The organism is Streptomyces davaonensis JCM 4913, from assembly GCF_000349325.1.
In the GTDB taxonomy this organism is placed as follows: Bacteria; Actinomycetota; Actinomycetes; order Streptomycetales; family Streptomycetaceae; genus Streptomyces; species Streptomyces davaonensis.
This window is the reverse complement of record NC_020504.1, coordinates 7,146,488-7,162,523: the sequence shown is the minus strand read 5'-3', so window position 1 is coordinate 7,162,523 and position 16,036 is coordinate 7,146,488. Positions and strand designations below refer to the sequence as shown.

At 70.5% G+C, this 16,036-nt stretch carries 13 protein-coding genes; 6 read left to right on the top strand and 7 right to left on the bottom strand.

Going from position 1 to position 16,036, the window contains the following annotated elements; genetic code table 11:
* The first annotated feature begins 73 nt into the window (after positions 1-73).
* From BN159_RS31590 to BN159_RS31575, 4 genes are all read left to right on the top strand, one after another.
* Positions 74-769: a hypothetical protein gene (locus tag BN159_RS31590; RefSeq protein ID WP_015661091.1), complete on the top strand. Its 696-nt coding sequence runs from the start codon at positions 74-76 to the stop codon at positions 767-769.
* 67 nt (positions 770-836) lie between these two features.
* Positions 837-1,676: a thioredoxin domain-containing protein gene (locus tag BN159_RS31585; protein WP_015661090.1), complete on the top strand. Its 840-nt coding sequence runs from the start codon at positions 837-839 to the stop codon at positions 1,674-1,676.
* A 94-nt stretch (positions 1,677-1,770) separates the two neighbouring features.
* Complete coding sequence (locus BN159_RS31580; protein WP_041820093.1) at positions 1,771-3,432, top strand: alkaline phosphatase D family protein; 1,662 nt, start codon at positions 1,771-1,773, stop codon at positions 3,430-3,432.
* A gap of 233 nt (positions 3,433-3,665) precedes the next feature.
* Complete coding sequence (locus BN159_RS31575; RefSeq protein WP_015661088.1) at positions 3,666-4,658, top strand: zinc metalloprotease; 993 nt, start codon at positions 3,666-3,668, stop codon at positions 4,656-4,658.
* 2 nt (positions 4,659-4,660) lie between these two features.
* Here BN159_RS31575 and BN159_RS31570 read toward each other — a convergent pair whose 3' ends face one another.
* Positions 4,661-5,233 carry a dienelactone hydrolase family protein gene (locus BN159_RS31570; protein WP_015661087.1) on the bottom strand — a complete coding sequence of 191 codons (573 nt, stop codon included), beginning with the start codon at positions 5,231-5,233 and terminating at the stop codon, positions 4,661-4,663.
* Positions 5,234-5,262: 29 nt separating this feature from the next.
* Here BN159_RS31570 and BN159_RS31565 point away from each other — a divergent pair, with 29 nt between their 5' ends.
* Complete coding sequence (locus tag BN159_RS31565; protein WP_015661086.1) at positions 5,263-6,375, top strand: mechanosensitive ion channel family protein; 1,113 nt, start codon at positions 5,263-5,265, stop codon at positions 6,373-6,375.
* Positions 6,376-6,385: 10 nt separating this feature from the next.
* Here the strand turns inward: BN159_RS31565 and BN159_RS31560 are convergent, their stop codons facing one another.
* From BN159_RS31560 to BN159_RS31540, 5 genes are all read right to left on the bottom strand, one after another.
* Positions 6,386-7,972 (bottom strand): Na+/H+ antiporter, encoded by a 1,587-nt coding sequence (locus BN159_RS31560; RefSeq protein ID WP_015661085.1) that lies wholly within the window; start codon positions 7,970-7,972, stop codon positions 6,386-6,388.
* An 86-nt stretch (positions 7,973-8,058) separates the two neighbouring features.
* Positions 8,059-8,529: a GNAT family N-acetyltransferase gene (locus BN159_RS31555; protein ID WP_015661084.1), complete on the bottom strand. Its 471-nt coding sequence runs from the start codon at positions 8,527-8,529 to the stop codon at positions 8,059-8,061.
* A complete protein-coding gene (locus tag BN159_RS31550) occupies positions 8,526-9,470 on the bottom strand; it encodes an RluA family pseudouridine synthase (protein WP_015661083.1) in 945 nt (314 codons plus the stop codon). The genes BN159_RS31555 and BN159_RS31550 overlap by 4 nt, the downstream gene beginning before the upstream one ends.
* A gap of 52 nt (positions 9,471-9,522) precedes the next feature.
* Positions 9,523-10,122, bottom strand: a complete 600-nt coding sequence (gene lspA, locus BN159_RS31545; RefSeq protein WP_015661082.1) for a signal peptidase II — start codon at positions 10,120-10,122, stop codon at positions 9,523-9,525.
* A 61-nt stretch (positions 10,123-10,183) separates the two neighbouring features.
* Entirely contained in the window at positions 10,184-10,993 is an 810-nt protein-coding gene (locus BN159_RS31540; RefSeq protein ID WP_015661081.1) for a TraR/DksA family transcriptional regulator, read from the bottom strand.
* A 594-nt stretch (positions 10,994-11,587) separates the two neighbouring features.
* Between BN159_RS31540 and ileS the strand changes: the two genes are divergently transcribed.
* Positions 11,588-14,725, top strand: a complete 3,138-nt coding sequence (ileS, locus tag BN159_RS31535; RefSeq protein ID WP_015661080.1) for an isoleucine--tRNA ligase — start codon at positions 11,588-11,590, stop codon at positions 14,723-14,725.
* A 149-nt stretch (positions 14,726-14,874) separates the two neighbouring features.
* On the opposite strand, the gene BN159_RS31530 is transcribed toward ileS, so the two are convergent.
* Positions 14,875-16,032: a DivIVA domain-containing protein gene (locus BN159_RS31530; protein ID WP_015661079.1), complete on the bottom strand. Its 1,158-nt coding sequence runs from the start codon at positions 16,030-16,032 to the stop codon at positions 14,875-14,877.
* Between the last annotated feature and the right edge of the window lie 4 nt (positions 16,033-16,036).

The following is a 16,036-nucleotide window of genomic DNA, read 5'->3' as shown; positions in this document are numbered from 1 at the left end:
TGTGACCCAAGGGGCGCTCACAGGGAGCCTTTAGGGCTCCCTTACACCCCTCCGTGACAGACTCTCCTGCGCTATGGACATATCCGGGATCCGACTGCGAGCACTGCGCGCGGCGCTGTTCACGGCACTCGTCGTGACACTCAGCACCGCGTCGCACGTGCTGCTGTCCCGGGTCCCGCTGCCGCTCAACACGGTGGCGCTGGTCGCCGCCGGCGTGTTCGTCCTCGCCTACGCACTGGCGGGGCGCGAGCGCGGCTTCGGGCGGATCGCGGCGCTGCTGATCCCGCTGGAGCTGGCCGCCGACACCCTCTTCACCACCGGCCAGCACGCCTGTTACGGAACCGCGGCCGGTCCGGTCGCGGGCCCGCTGCGCTCGGTCGGCCTGGACGTGCTGTGCGGTGACGGCACCCGGGTCGGCACCGCGCTGACCGCCGTCACCGAGAAGACCGGCACCGACCGGCTCGCCGACCTGCTGGCCCACGCCGATCCGCAGACCGCCTGGCTGCTGCTCGGCGCCCATGTCTCGGTCGGCCTGCTCGCCGCCGCCTGGCTGCGCCGCGGTGAGCGCGCGCTGGCGCAGCTGCTGCGGGCGGTCGCGGCCACCACCTTCCGGCCGCTGCTGCTGGCGGTCGCCGCCGTGACGGTCCGTCCGGCTCGGCCGGTCCGTCGGCTGCCCCGCCCGCGCCGCCGTACCACCGCCGCCCTCGAGCGGCTCCTCGTGCACTCCCTGGGACGGCGTGGACCGCCGTGCTCGGCCGCTTTCGCCTGAGCACAGCACATCCACCCGTATGTATTCCGCGCACATGACGTGCGCGCGTCCCATGGAGAGAACCCCTATGAGCAAGCGGAACAGCCAGGCTGCGAAGACGGCTGCGCGCGAGCGGCTGCGCGTCGAGCGTGAGCGCGAGGCCAAGCGGGCCAAGGTCAAGCGGCAGGTCGTGGTGGCCTGTTCGGTCGTCGGTGTGCTGGCCGCGGCCGGCGGCATCGGCTACGCCGTCGTGCAGTCCAACAAGCCGGGCCACTGGGAGGCCGTTCGGGACGAGAAGGTCGTCGCCCCGGCCAACACCACGGGCACCGACGGCACGACCGTCGTCATCGGCAAGGACAGCGCCAAGAAGACCCTCAAGGTCTACGAGGACCCGCGCTGCCCGGTCTGCGCCTCGTTCGAGCAAGCGGTCGGCTCGACCGTCGAGAAGGACGTCGAGGACGGCAAGTACAAGGTCCAGTTCGTCGGCGGCACCTTCCTCGACGGCGACTCCCTCGGCGACAACAAGATCGGCAGCAACGGCGAGGGCTCCAAGAACGCGATGAGCGCCCTCGGTGCCGCGCTGAACGTCAGCGGTGACGCCTTCCTCCAGTACAAGGCGGCGCTGTACTCGGCGAAGTGGCACCCGGAGGAGTCGGACGACAAGCTCAAGAGCGACGACTACCTGCTCGACATCGCGGGCTCCGTCGACGCGCTGAAGAACAACACCAAGTTCGAGAACGCCGTGAAGAACGGCACCTACGACGCCTGGGCGCTGGCCATGTCGAAGACCTTCGACACCAACAAGGACGACGTCACCGGCACCCCGAGCTTCGTGATCGACGGCAAGATCCTCACCACGGAGCAGGGCAACCCCCCGATGACGGTGGAGGAGTTCAACACCCTCGTCGACGGGGCACTGAAGGGCTGAGCACGGCCCGAGCGGCCGACCGGCAGACGAAGAGCGGGCGAACTTTTACGAGTTCGCCCACTCTCGTTCATACCGGTCAGTAACCTGATCGCTCGTGACCAGTCGATACAGATCATCCGAGCCGCTCAATTCGCTTTCCCCACGCCGCCGTACGGTCGTCAAGGCCGCGGCGGCCACTGCTGTCCTCGCCGGACCGCTCGCCGCCGCGATGCCCGCCGGGGCCGCCGCCGGTGCCCCCGCCTTCCTGCACGGCGTGGCCTCCGGCGACCCGCTGCCCGACGGCGTCCTGCTGTGGACCCGAGTGACCCCGACGCCCGAGGCGACCCCCGGTTCCGGGATCGGCCCGGACACCGAGGTCAGCTGGACCGTCGCCACCGACAAGGCGTTCACGCACGTCGTCGCGCAGGGCTCCACCCAGGCGACCGCCACCGCCGACCACACGGTCAAGGCGGACATCCGGGGCCTCGCGCCCGCAACCGACTACTGGTTCCGCTTCTCCGCGGGCGGCACCACCACCGCTCCGGCGCGCACCCGCACCGCGCCGGCGACGAACGCCGCCGTGGCGGGCCTGCGCTTCGGCGTGGTCTCCTGCGCCAACTGGGAGGCCGGCTACTTCTCCGCGTACCGCCATCTCGCGGCCCGCGGCGACCTGGACGCCTGGCTGCATCTGGGTGACTACATCTACGAGTACGGCACCGGCGAGTACGGCACCCGCGACACCGTCGTACGGCCGCACGCCCCGGCGCACGAGATCCTCACCCTCGCCGACTACCGCACCCGGCACGGGCGTTACAAGACCGACGCCGACCTCCAGGCGCTGCACGCGACCGCGCCCTGCGTGGCCATCTGGGACGACCACGAGATCGCCAACGACGCCTGGTCCGGCGGCGCCGAGAACCACACCGAGGGTGCCGAGGGCGCCTGGGCCGCGCGCCAGGCCGCCGCCAAGCAGGCCTACTTCGAGTGGATGCCGGTGCGTCCGGCCGTCGCCGGCACCACCTACCGCAAGCTCCGCTTCGGCAAGCTCGCCGACCTCTCCCTGCTGGACCTGCGCTCCTTCCGTTCACAGCAGGCCGCCACCGGCAACGGCGACGTGGACGACCCGGACCGCACGCTCACCGGGCGCGCCCAACTGGACTGGCTGAAGGCGGGCCTGAAGTCCTCCGACACCACCTGGCGGCTGGTCGGCAACTCGGTGATGATCGCGCCGTTCGCCATAGGCTCGCTCTCCGCGGAGCTCCTCAAGCCGCTCGCCGAACTGCTCGGGCTGCCCAAGGAGGGCCTCGCCCTCAACACCGACCAGTGGGACGGCTACACGGACGACCGCCGGGAGCTCCTCGCCCACCTGCGCTCCAACGCCATCCGCAACACGGTGTTCCTGACCGGCGACATCCACATGGCGTGGGCCAACGACGTGCCGGTGAACGCCGGTACGTACCCGCTGTCCGCCTCGGCCGCCACGGAGTTCGTGGTCACCTCGGTGAGCTCCGACAACCTCGACGACATCGTCAAGGTCCCCGAGGGCACGGTCTCCGCGCTCGCCTCGCCGATCATCCGGGCCGCCAACCGGCATGTGCACTGGGTCGACACCGACCGCCACGGCTTCGGCGTCCTGGACATCACGGCCGACCGGGCGCAGATGGACTTCTACGTCCTGTCCGACCGCACGAAGGCCGACGCGACGGCGTCCTGGACCCGTTCGTACCGCACGCGCAGCGGCACGCAGAAGGTCGAGCGGACGTACGACCCCGTGTAAAACCCCTGTTTCAGAAGCGATTTTCGGCCACCGGCGGGTGGCGCGTACCGGGTTCTGTTTCCGGCCGCGCCACCCGCCGGAGCTTTTCATTCACCCGGTTTGTTCGAGATCCAACGAGCTCCCGATTGGCCGAAACGTTTCTCTTCTGATCTGGCCATGTACACGTAATCTCCGGGCGGCGGCCAGGAAGACCCCTGCGCCCGTCCTCCCCAACGCAGCAGCTAGGAGTCAGCATGCGTGCGCTCGCCCGGATGACCCCCACTACGCGCAGACGCCTCATAGGCACGGCGATGGTGGCCGGAACCCTGATGTTCTCCCCCTTGTCCGCGCCCACGGGTGTCGCGGCGGCCCAGGCTCCGGCCGCCGAGTGCGCCGAGGAGGAGACCGGTCACGCCGCGGCCCGCGAGGCCCGCCCCGGAGCCGGCGAGTCGGTCGCCGAGCCCAACGAGATCAGCGCCGCCAAGGCCCAGGCCATGGACGCGGATCTGAAGAAGAAGCTGGACAAGCTGCCCGCCTCGGGCAACCGCAGCCTCGCCGCGGCCGCCTCGACGACGATCCCGGTGTACTTCCACGTCATCCACGACGGCGCCACCGGCCAGCTCAGCTCCTCGGACATCACCGCCCAGATGAACGTGCTGAACTCCGCGTTCGCCGGCCAGGGCACCGGAAACACCGACTCCGGCTTCCAGTTCACGCTCGCCGGCACCGACTACACCGACAACGCCGCCTGGTACACCGTCGGTTACGGCTCGGCGGAGGAGAAGGCGATGAAGTCCGCCCTGCGCAAGGGCGGCGCCAACGCGCTGAACCTCTACACCGCCAACATCGGCGGCGGGCTGCTCGGCTGGGCCACCTTCCCCAGCGACTACAGGTCCAGCCCCTCGATGGACGGCGTGGTCCTCCTCGACGAGTCACTGCCCGGCGGCTCGGCCACCAACTACGACGAGGGCGACACCGGCACCCACGAGGTCGGCCACTGGATGGGGCTCTACCACACCTTCCAGGGCGGCTGTAACGGCAACGGCGACTACGTCGAGGACACCGCCGCCGAGAAGAGCCCCGCCTACGAGTGCCCCGAGGGCCGCGACACCTGCACCCGCAAGGCGGGCGCCGACCCGATCCACAACTTCATGGACTACACCTACGACGCCTGCATGTACCAGTTCACCTCGGGTCAGGTGACGCGCATGCAGCAGCACTGGGCGTCCTACCGCGCGGCCGGCTGACCCTACTGAAGGCTGTCGAGGAAGCCGAGCGCCACCCGCCAGGTGGCCTCGGCGGCCTCGGCGTCGTAGTCCGGCAGGTCGGGGTCGGTGTACAGATGACCGGCCCCGGCGTACCGGTAGACCTCCACATCGGCCCCCGCCCTGCCCATCTGGAGATACCAGGCGCTCAGCCAGTCGTCGGTCTCGAACGGATCGGGCTCGGCGACATGCAGCTGCACCGGCAGTTCGTCCACCGAGGCGTTCGCGGCGATGTCGGAGGTGCCGTGCAGAAGCAGCAGACCGCGCGCCTTGTCGTCGCCGAGGGCGAGGGTCTGCGCGATGGAGGCGCCGAGCGAGAACCCGGCGTAGACCAGGCCCCGTTCGGAATAGGGGGCGGCGGCCAGGACGGCCCGCTTGAGCAGTTCGTCCTTGCCGGTCAGCTCGTTGAACTCCATGCCCTCCTCGACCGTCTCGAACGTACGCCCCTCGAAGAGATCCGGTGTCCACACCTGGTGTCCGGCGGCGCGCAGCCGGTCCGCCGCCGCGTGCACCGCGGGCCGCAGACCGTACGTCGAGTGAAAGAGCATGATGTTCATGACGCCATCGTGCCAGTACGGTCGGACCCATGGAGAACGTACTGCGCCCGCTGATCGTCATCGGTGGCTCGGTCGTGCTCACACTGCTCATCGGGTGGGCCACGGACCTGCTACTGCGCAAAGCCGACGCCCGGCACGGCGAGACCCCGCTGTGGGGTCTGCTGCGCCGAGCCCGGATCCCCTACCAGCTCGTCCTGTGCACGGCCCTGCTCAGAGGGTCCTACGACTCGGCGCGGGTGCTGGAGGACCACCGCGTGGGGATCGGACAGCTCCTGACGCTGGTGCTGATCGGCTCGACGGCGTGGCTGGTGATCCGGATCGCGGCGGCGGTCGTGGAGACGACGTACACCAGCTACGCGCGCGTGCACCGCGATCCCGCCCGGGTGCGCCGGGTGCGGACCCAGGTGACGCTCATCACACGCGTGGTCGCGGCCGTCGTCGGTGTGGTGGCCGTCGCGGCGATGCTGCTGACGTTCCCGGCGATGCGCGCCGCCGGTGCCTCGCTGCTGGCCTCGGCGGGCATCCTCGGCATCGTGGCGGGTGTCGCCGCGCAGTCGACGCTGAGCAATATGTTCGCGGGGCTCCAGATCGCCTTCGGCGACATGGTGCGCATCGGGGACACAGTCGTGGTGGACGGTGAGTGGGGCACCGTCGAGGAGATCACACTGACGTTCCTGACCGTCCGCACCTGGGACGAGCGCCGGATCACCATGCCGGTGTCCTACTTCACCTCGAAGCCCTTCGAGAACTGGTCCCGCGGCGGCGCCCAGATGACCGGCATCGTCTACTGGCACCTCGACCACTCGGCCCCGTTGGATCTGATGCGCGAGCGGCTCCGCGACATCCTGCGGGAGTGCCCGGCCTGGGACGGCCGCGCCTGCGACCTCTCGGTCACGGACTCCACCGCGAGCACCCTTCAGGTCAGGGCCCTGGTCACGGCCAAGGACGCGGACGACATCTGGCAGGTACGGGTGACGGTCCGCGAGCAGATGATCAGCTGGCTCGCCGCCACCCACCCCTACGCCCTCCCCCGCGTCAACACGGCGGACGCGGCCCTGCCCCCGAACGCGGTTCCCGCGACCCGCTCACCGGACGCCCCTCCCCCGCGCCGCGCGCATCAGCACCCGAGAACGGGCCGCTGAACGGAGCCGGTCACCGAAGGCTGCGCACATCGAGATGGCGCAGCACCCGGTCCACCACCTCCGGGTCGGCCCCGGGTTCGCTGCGCGCCGCCAGCACCTCGTGCCGCGCGGCGCTCAGCAGCTCGCTCTGGATCCGCCGCACCCGCTTCAGGCGGCGCACCCGATGCTGCTGGGTCTCCCTGCGCTCCTCCTCGCCCATGTCCGGGCTGATCCGCAAACCGATCTCGAAGGCCCGCCGCAGCATCTGCTCGGACAGCTCCTCCGGCAGGTCCTCGACGGCCTCGATCTCCCGGAGCCTGCGCTTGGCCGCCTTGGCCGCGCGCACCGCGAGCTGCTTCTCGAACTCCTTCTCCCACTCGCTGTCGGCCTCCACCCCGAGGCGTCTCACCAGCCACGGCAGGGTCAGCCCCTGGAGCACCAGCGTCGCCATGATCACCCCGAACGCGATGAAGATGATCTCGTTGCGGTCGGGAAACGGACCACCCGCGTCGGTCTCCAGCGGAATGGCCAGCGCCAGCGCCACGGACGCCACGCCGCGCATCCCTGCCCACCACATCACGACGGTCTCCCGCCAGCTCGTCGGGATCTCCTCCTCGATGTCCCGCTTCGCGTGCATCCGCTTGGTGAGCCAGGTCGCTGGCAACAGATACAGCAGCCGCACCACGACCACGACGCCGACCACCGCGGCCGCCCAGGTCAGCATCTCGCCCCAGCGCCCGGACGCGGTACGGATCGCGATGTGCAGTTCGAGCCCGATCAGGCCGAAGGCGACACCCGTGACCAGCGTGTCGACGATGTCCCAGAAGGTGTGCCCGGCGAGCCGCGTCATCACGTCGTCGGCGTCGGTGGCGTACTCGGCGAGGAACAGGGCGGTGACCAGCACGGCGAGCACACCGGAGCCGTGCAGCTCCTCGGCCAGCACATAGGAGGCGTACGGCACGAGCAACGAGAGCCCGATCTGCAAGGTCGGGTCCCCCAGCAGATCCATCAGCTTGTAAGCACCCCATCCGAGGGCGAGCCCGATGGCCAGCGCGACGACGGCGGAGAGTACGAGATCGAGTCCCGCCTCCCACGCGATGAAGTGCCCGCTCACGGCGGCGGCGATCGCCACGTGGTACAGCACGATGGCTGTCACGTCGTTGAAAAGGCCCTCGCCCTCCAGGATGGACACAAGGCGCCGCGGCAGTCCGAGTTGACCTGCCACGGCGGTTGCCGCGACCGGGTCGGGCGGCGCGACGAGCGCGCCCAGCGCCACCGCGGCGGCGAGGGGCAGCCCCGGCACGATCGCGTGGGCGACCGCGGCCACGCACACCGTGGTGACGAACACCAGCGCCACGGCCAGCAGCAGAATGGGCCGCACATTGGCCGCGAACTGCCGCCAGGAAGTGCGCCGTACGGCAGCGTAGAGCAACGGCGGCAACAGCAGCGGAAGGATCAGGTCCGGCGGTACGTCCACGTTCGGCACGAAGGGGAGCAGCGCGAGGACGATCCCGAGCAGCGTCATCAGTACGGGCGCCGGCAACCCGAACCGCTCCCCGACCGGGACACTCACCAGGGCCCCGAGCAACAGCACGAACAACAGGGCCAACTGATCCACGGTCAGCTCCGGCGGGATCGGTGTTCACGGGGCAGGGCACAAGCCTGCCACGGCACCACGCTCACCAGCGCTTTTGGCGCCCTGAGCTACACCTCGCGCCGCATCGCCCGATGCGGCATCCCCGCGTCGGCGAACTCCGGGCCGTACGCCGCGTACCCGAGCCGCTCGTAGAAGCCCAGCGCGTGCGTCTGCGCATGCAGATCGACCGCCGCAAGACCACGCGCGCGGGCCGCGTCCTCGATGCCCCGCACCAGCGCCGCGCCGACACCGAGCCCACGCGCCGCCTTCGCCACCGCGAGCCGGCCGAGCGAGCCCACGGTCAGGTCGTCGCCGACCTTCGCCGCCGCGGCCTCGCCGTACAGCAGGCGCCCCGCCCCGAGCGGTACGCCGTCCTCCCGCACGGCCAGCACATGCACGGCCACGGCGTCGTAGGCGTCGTACTCCAGCTCCTCGGGCACGCCCTGCTCGCCGACGAAGACCTCGCGGCGCACCGCGAAGCACGCCTCACGGTCGGCGGCGTCGGAGGCGACCCTCACGACATACGGAGGAAGGGTCATCCGTAGGTCTCCTCACGCACCTGGTCCAGGGCCTGCTGAAGGTCGTCCGGGTAGTCGCAGGAGAACTCCACCCACTGCCCGTCCCCGGGGTGCTCGAAGCCCAGCCGCACGGCGTGCAGCCACTGCCGGGTCAGCCGCAGCCGCTTGGCGAGGGTGGGGTCGGCGCCGTACGTGAGGTCACCGACGCAGGGGTGCCGGTGGGCCGCCATGTGAACGCGGATCTGGTGGGTGCGCCCGGTCTCCAGCTTCACATCGAGCAGCGAGGCCGCGCGGAACGCCTCGATGAGGTCGTAGTGCGTGACGGACGCCTTGCCGTCGGCCGTGACCGCCCACTTGTAGTCGTGGTTGGGGTGCCGGCCGATGGGCGCGTCGATGGTGCCGCTGGTCGGGTCGGGATGCCCCTGGACGAGCGTGTGATACCGCTTGTCGACCGTGCGCTCCTTGAACTGGCGCTTCAGCGACGTGTACGCGTACTCGGACTTGGCGACGACCATCAGACCCGACGTACCGACGTCGAGCCGGTGCACGATGCCCTGCCGCTCGGCGGCGCCGGACGTCGAGATCCGGTACCCGGCGGCGGCGAGCCCGCCGATGACCGTCGGCCCGGTCCAGCCCGGCGACGGATGCGCGGCGACCCCGACCGGCTTGACGATCACGACCACGTCATCGTCGTCGTGCACGATCTCCATGCCCTCGACCGGCTCGGCGACGACCTGCACCGGCGCGGGTGCGCCCGGCATCTCCACTTCGAGCCAGGCGCCGCCGTGCACGCGCTCGGACTTGCCGACCACCGTGCCGTCGACCAGCACCTTGCCCGCCGCGGCGAGCTCCGCGGCCTTGGTACGGGAGAAGCCGAACATGCGGGAGATGGCGGCGTCGACGCGCTCGCCCTCCAGGCCGTCCGGCACGGGCAGGGTACGGATCTCGGGAATCGTGCTCACCCGTCGAGTATGCCGGACGGGTGAGACAGTCCCGAACGCCTGTGGACGGCGCTCAGTCCTTGTGGACGGTGCCGTCCGGGTCGAGCCCCTTGAACGACAGCAGCACGATCAGGATGCCGCCGCACACGATCGCCGAGTCCGCGAGGTTGAACACCGCGAAGTGCTTGGGCGCGATGAAGTCCACGACCGCGCCCTCGAAGACGCCCGGCGAACGGAAGATCCGGTCGGTGAGATTGCCCAGCGCACCGCCCAGCAGCAGACCGAGGGCGATGGCCCAGGGCAGGCTGTAGAGCTTGCGGGCGAGCCGGGCGATCACCACGATCACGGCCGCCGCGATCACCGTGAAGATCACGGTGAAGGCCTCGCCGAAGCCGAAGGCCGCGCCGGCGTTCCGGATCGCCTCGAACTTCAGCCAGTCGCCGATGATCTCGATGGGCTCGTGGTGCTCCAGCTTGGCCACCACGAGCATCTTGCTGACCAGGTCGAGGGCGTACGCGAAAACGGCGACCGCGAACAGCACGGCGATCCGGCGCTTGCCCCTGGGCCGTGCCTCGCCGCCGTCCTGCCCCTCCGGACTGGATGACTGCTCCGGCTCGCCCTCAGCCCCCTGCGGGGTGTCCGGCGTACCGATGATGCGCTCCGCCTCTGCCACGTGAGTCCCTCAACCTAGGTACCTGACTGAGCACGAGGGTACGGCACGCCCGACCGGGCCTTCAGTACCGGCGTTCCTGCTTCTGCTTGCACTCCACGCACAGGGTCGCGCGCGGGAATGCCTGCATACGGGCCTTGCCGATGGGATTGCCGCAGTTCTCGCAGAGCCCGTAGGTGCCCGCGTCCAGCCGCTCCAGGGCGCGCTCGGTCTGGGTGAGCATCTCCCGCGCGTTGGCGGCGAGCGCCAGCTCGTGCTCCCGCGTGATGTTCTTCGTCCCGGTATCGGCCTGGTCGTCCCCGGCGCCGTCCCCCGAGTCCCGCATCAGACCGGCGACCGACTGCTCGGAGGAGGTGATCTCGTTCCGCAGGCGCTCCCCCTCGGAGAGCAGTTCCGCGCGGGCCTCCTCGACCTCCTCGGGGGTCCAGGGGTCCTCGCCGGGGCGCACGGCGAGCTCGCCCGGCTCCACCACCGCGGCGACGCGTGCCTTGGGAACGGCGGTCTTGGCCGCCGTGGCCGTGCCAGGAGTCTTCTTCGCAACCACCGTCGTGGCTCCCGTCTGCTCCGCGGCCTGGGCCGCGCCCGCCTTCTTGGCCGTACTCTTCTTGGCCGCGCTCTTCTTCACGGCAGCCTTCTTGGCCGGGGCTTTCTTGGCCGCGGCCTTCTTGGCAGTGGTCTTCTTCCTGGGCGCCGCCTCGTCCTCGGCCGCCGCCTTCTTCGCCGCGACCTTCTTCGCGGGTGCCGTCTTCTTCGCCGCCGTCTTCTTCGCGGTGCTCTTCTTGCCGCTCACGTCCTTGGCCGCACCGTCGGGGGCTTGTGCGGCCCTGTCGGACGCCGACGCCGACTGCTGTACGGCGGTCTTCTTCGCCACCATGGCCGCGGCCCCTTCACATATTGTGATCTTGCTCGCGAATCGTGCTGGGACGATAAATCGACTTGAGCCCCGCGGCAATGGGGCACACCGCCCGATTCGCCCTCCCCGCGGACGCCGCGCGGCCGACATGCATCCGTTGTGCCCAGCTCCCCGCCGGGTAATCCGCGCGCCGAGCCGTCCCAGAATCCGAACACGCGTACCGGGCCATTCGGGTCACCGCACGCCGCGCCCGACCCCCGCCCCCGGAGCCCGGAAAACCGGTCGGCCACCGTCCCCGCGGCGCCGTACACTGGGCGGAGCGAGAAGCATGGATGGGGACGAGTAGCGGCGTACGCAGCCCAGAGCGACCCGGGGACGGTGGGAGCCCGGGGGCGAGCGCGACGCGAAGATCACCCCGGAGCCGCCGGAAGAACGCCCGCGAGGGCCAGTAGACCCGGCATCGCGACCCCAATGAGGGGGCTCACCGAGGCACACGGGCCATCGGCGGGCCAAGGAGGGTGGTACCGCGGGAGCGCGCCGCAGCCGGCGCAACGCAAGACGTAGCTCTCGTCCCTCCGGACGGAAGGCAGCAAGTCCGCCGGAGGAAGCCCGCAGATGACAAAGCCGACGTACCGCCAGGTGCCCGCCCAGGTCGACCTGCCCGCGCTGGAACACGCGGTGCTCGATTTCTGGCGCGAGCAGAAGATCTTCGCCAAGAGCCTGGAGCAGTCCGAGGGCCGCCCCGAGTGGGTGTTCTACGAGGGCCCGCCCACCGCGAACGGCATGCCCGGCGCCCACCACATCGAGGCCCGCGTCTTCAAGGACGTCTTCCCCCGCTTCCGCACCATGCGCGGCTACCACGTGGCCCGCAAGGCCGGCTGGGACTGCCACGGCCTCCCGGTGGAGCTGGCGGTCGAGAAGGAGCTGGGCTTCTCCGGCAAGCAGGACATCGAGGCGTACGGCATCGCCGAGTTCAACGATCGGTGCCGCCAGTCCGTGACCCGGCACACCGACGCCTTCGCCGAGCTGACGACCCGCATGGGCTACTGGGTCGACCTGGACGACGCGTACCGCACGATGGACCCCGAGTACATCGAGTCCGTCTGGTGGTCGCTGAAGGAGATCTTCGACAAGGGCCTGCTGGTCCAGGACCACCGCGTCGCCCCCTGGTGCCCGCGCTGCGGCACCGGCCTGTCCGACCACGAACTGGCACAGGGCTACGAGACGGTCGTCGACCCGTCCGTGTACGTCCGTTTCCCGCTCACCTCCGGTCCGCTGGCCGGCGAGGCCGCCCTCCTGGTCTGGACGACGACCCCCTGGACGCTGGTCTCCAACACCGCGGTCGCTGCCCATCCCGAGGTCACCTACGTCGTCGCGACCGACGGCGAGGAGAAGCTGGTCGTCGCCGAACCACTGGTCGCCAAGGCCCTCGGCGAGGGCTGGGAGACCACCGGCCAGTCCTTCACCGGCGCCGAGATGGAGCGCTGGACCTATCAGCGCCCCTTCGAGCTGGTGGAGTTCCCGGAGCCCGCGCACTACGTCGTCAACGCCGAGTACGTCACCACCGAGGACGGCACCGGTCTGGTCCACCAGTCCCCCGCCTTCGGTGAGGACGACCTCAAGGTCTGCCGCTCCTACGGTCTGCCGGTCGTCAACCCCGTCCGTCCGGACGGCACCTTCGAGGAGGACGTCCCCCTCGTCGGCGGCGTCTTCTTCAAGAAGGCGGACGAAAAGCTCACCGAGGACCTCCAGCAGCGCGGCCTGCTCTTCCGGCACATCCCGTACGAGCACAGCTACCCGCACTGCTGGCGCTGCCACACCGCGCTCCTCTACTACGCGCAGCCGTCCTGGTACATCCGCACCACGGCCATCAAGGACCGCCTCCTCCAGGAGAACGAGAACACCAACTGGTTCCCGGAGACGGTCAAGCACGGCCGCTTCGGCGACTGGCTCCAGAACAACATCGACTGGGCGCTGTCCCGCAACCGCTACTGGGGCACCCCGCTGCCGATCTGGCGCTGCGAGGACGACCACCTCACCTGCGTCGGCTCCCGCGCGGAGCTGAGCGAGCTGACCGGCACGGACCAGTCGGGCCTCGACCCGCACCGGCCGTTCATCGACGACGTCACCTTCGCCTGCCCGCAGTGCGAGAAGACGGCCACGCGCGTGCCGGAGGTCATCGACGCCTGGTACGACTCGGGTTCGATGCCGTTCGCGCAGTGGGGCTACCCGTACAAGAACAAGGAACTGTTCGAGTCCCGCTACCCGGCGCAGTTCATCAGCGAGGCCATCGACCAGACCCGCGGCTGGTTCTACACGCTGATGGCGGTCGGCACCCTGGTCTTCGACAAGTCCTCGTACGAGAACGTGGTCTGCCTCGGCCACATCCTCGCCGAGGACGGCCGCAAGATGTCCAAGCACCTGGGCAACATCCTCCAGCCGATCCCGCTGATGGACCAGCACGGCGCCGACGCGGTCCGCTGGTTCATGGCGGCCGGCGGCTCCCCGTGGGCGGCCCGTCGCGTCGGCCACGGCACGATCCAGGAGGTCGTCCGCAAGACCCTGCTGACGTACTGGAACACGGTCGCCTTCCAGGCCCTGTACGCCCGTACGTCGGACTGGGCGCCCTCCGCGGCCGACCCGGCCCCGGCCGACCGTCCGCTGATCGACCGCTGGCTGCTGTCCGAACTCCACGCGCTCACCGACCAGGTGACGCAGTCTCTGGAGGCCTACGACACCCAGCGCGCCGGCAAGCTGCTGTCCGCGTTCGTCGACGACCTGTCCAACTGGTACGTCCGCCGCTCGCGCCGCCGCTTCTGGCAGGGCGACAAGGCCGCGCTGCGCACGCTGCACGAGGTCGTGGAGACCGTCACCAAGCTGCTGGCCCCGCTGACCCCGTTCATCACCGAGCGGGTCTGGCAGGACCTGGTCGTCCCGGTGACGCCGGGCGCCCCGGAGTCGGTGCACCTGGCCTCCTGGCCGGAGGCGGACCTCACCGCCATCGACCCGGAGCTGTCGAAGCAGATGGTGCTCGTACGGCGTCTGGTGGAGCTCGGCCGCGCCACGCGCGCGGAGTCGGGCGTCAAGACCCGCCAGCCGCTGTCCCGGGCGCTGGTGGCGGCCGCGGGCTTCGACACCCTCGACCCCGAGCTGCACGCGCAGATCACGGAGGAGCTGAACGTCTCGTCGCTGGCGTCCCTCTCCGAGGTCGGCGGCAGCCTGGTGGACACCACCGCGAAGGCCAACTTCCGCGCCCTGGGCAAGCGTTTCGGCAAGCGCGTCCAGGACGTGGCGAAGGCCGTCGCGAACGCGGACGCCGCGGCGCTGTCCCTGGCCTTGCGCGAGGGCACAGCGTCGGTCGAGGTCGACGGTGAGACGATCACCCTCGCCCCGGACGAGGTGATCATCACGGAGACCCCGCGCGAGGGCTGGTCGGTGGCGTCCGACTCGGGCGCGACGGTCGCCCTGGACCTGGAGATCACGGAGGAGCTGCGCCGTGCCGGTCTGGCCCGGGACGCGATCCGCCTGATCCAGGAGGCCCGCAAGAACAGCGGCCTCGACGTGGCCGACCGTATCGCCCTGCGCTGGACGTCGACGGACCCGGCGACGGTCGCGGCCCTGTCGGAGCACGCGGAGCTGATCGCGGACGAGGTCCTCTCGACGGACTTCGCCCAGGGCGAGGCGGACGACAGCTACGGCGCCCCGTTCACGGACGAGGGGCTGTCCCTGGTCTTCCGCCTGCGCAAGGCGTAAGCCGGAAGCAGAGGGCCCGGTCTCCAGGTCGGAGGCCGGGCCCTCGTGCGTGCCCTCGCTGCAACACGCGTAAAAGGGGCGGGCCCCGGATCGAAATCCGGGGCCCGCCCCTTTGAACGCTGCCGACGCCTAAGGCGTACTACTGGCCGTCAGTTGTCGTCCTCGTCGATCAGGAACCCGCGCATCGGCGAGGGAGCCTGACCCATCGGGGACGGACCCTGCGGACGCACCGGCGCCATCGGCTGGGTCATCGCGGGGGACATCTGCTGCTGGCCGCCGTAGGAGGGGGCCGCCGGAGCGGGACCGCCACCCATGCCCGGGTTGCCGCCGTAGGACGGGGCGCTGGCACCGGCCGGGGCCATCGACGGCGCCGGGGACGGCGGCAGCGAGGCGGTGGCCGGCGTGCGCGGCGGGGCCAGCGAGTCGTCGGCCTGGGTCTCCAGCTGACGCAGCTGCGACTCCAGGTAGGACTTCAGGCGCGTGCGGTACTCCCGCTCGAAGCCGCGCAGGTCCTCGACCTTGCGCTCCAGCGTGGCGCGAGCGGACTCCAGGGAGCCCATCGCGACGCGGTGCTTCTCCTGCGCGTCCCGCTCCAGGGCGTCGGCCTTGGCACGGGCGTCGCGCTCCAGACCCTCGGCACGGCTGCGCGCCTCACCGACGATCTTGTTGGCCTCGGAGCGGGCCTCGGCGATCGCCTGGTCGGCGGTCTGCTGGGCCAGCGAGAGGACACGGGCGGCACTGTCGCCACCGGGGCCCTGACCGGGGCCGCCCATCGGACCGCCCATGGGGCCGCCCATCGGACCGCCCATCTGCTGCTGCATCGGGGGCTGACCCATCGGACCGGGACCCTGGCCCATCGGACCGGGACCCTGCGGGCCACCCTGACCGCCGGGACCGGCGGGCAGCTGCGGGGCACCGCTCGGCAGCTGGGGCGGGCCACCCATGGGGCCACCCATCTGCTGCTGCGGCGGGCCCGATATGCCGGCAGGCACCGGGGCGCCCGGGCCTCGCATGCCCTGCGGGGGCATACCCTGCGGCGGCATACCCTGCTGAGGCATGCCTTGGGGCGGCATACCCTGCTGGTCCTGCGGCTGCTCCGGAGGCTTGCGCATGTTCTGCTGGTTCTGGGCAGCAGCGCGCGTGGCCGCGGCCAGTTTGGCGCGCAGGTCCTCGTTCTCGCGGAGCAGGCGGGTCAGTTCGGCTTCGACCTCATCGAGGAAGGCATCGACCTCGTCCTCGTCATAGCCTTCTCGGAGGCGGACGGTCGTGAACTGCTTGTTCCGCACGTCCTCGGGGGTCAACGGCATCTCT

Bases quoted from the DNA above. Each gene is read 5' to 3' on its own strand.
- BN159_RS31590 (WP_015661091.1), top strand. From the start codon at position 74: ATGGACATATCCGGGATCCGACTGCGAGCACTGCGCGCGGCGCTGTTC.
- BN159_RS31585 (WP_015661090.1), top strand. From the start codon at position 837: ATGAGCAAGCGGAACAGCCAGGCTGCGAAGACGGCTGCGCGCGAGCGG.
- BN159_RS31575 (WP_015661088.1), top strand. From the start codon at position 3,666: ATGCGTGCGCTCGCCCGGATGACCCCCACTACGCGCAGACGCCTCATA.
- BN159_RS31570 (WP_015661087.1), bottom strand. From the start codon at position 5,233: ATGAACATCATGCTCTTTCACTCGACGTACGGTCTGCGGCCCGCGGTG.
- BN159_RS31565 (WP_015661086.1), top strand. From the start codon at position 5,263: ATGGAGAACGTACTGCGCCCGCTGATCGTCATCGGTGGCTCGGTCGTG.
- BN159_RS31555 (WP_015661084.1), bottom strand. From the start codon at position 8,529: ATGACCCTTCCTCCGTATGTCGTGAGGGTCGCCTCCGACGCCGCCGAC.
- BN159_RS31540 (WP_015661081.1), bottom strand. From the start codon at position 10,993: ATGGTGGCGAAGAAGACCGCCGTACAGCAGTCGGCGTCGGCGTCCGAC.
- ileS (WP_015661080.1), top strand. From the start codon at position 11,588: ATGACAAAGCCGACGTACCGCCAGGTGCCCGCCCAGGTCGACCTGCCC.
- BN159_RS31530 (WP_015661079.1), bottom strand. From the start codon at position 16,032: ATGCCGTTGACCCCCGAGGACGTGCGGAACAAGCAGTTCACGACCGTC.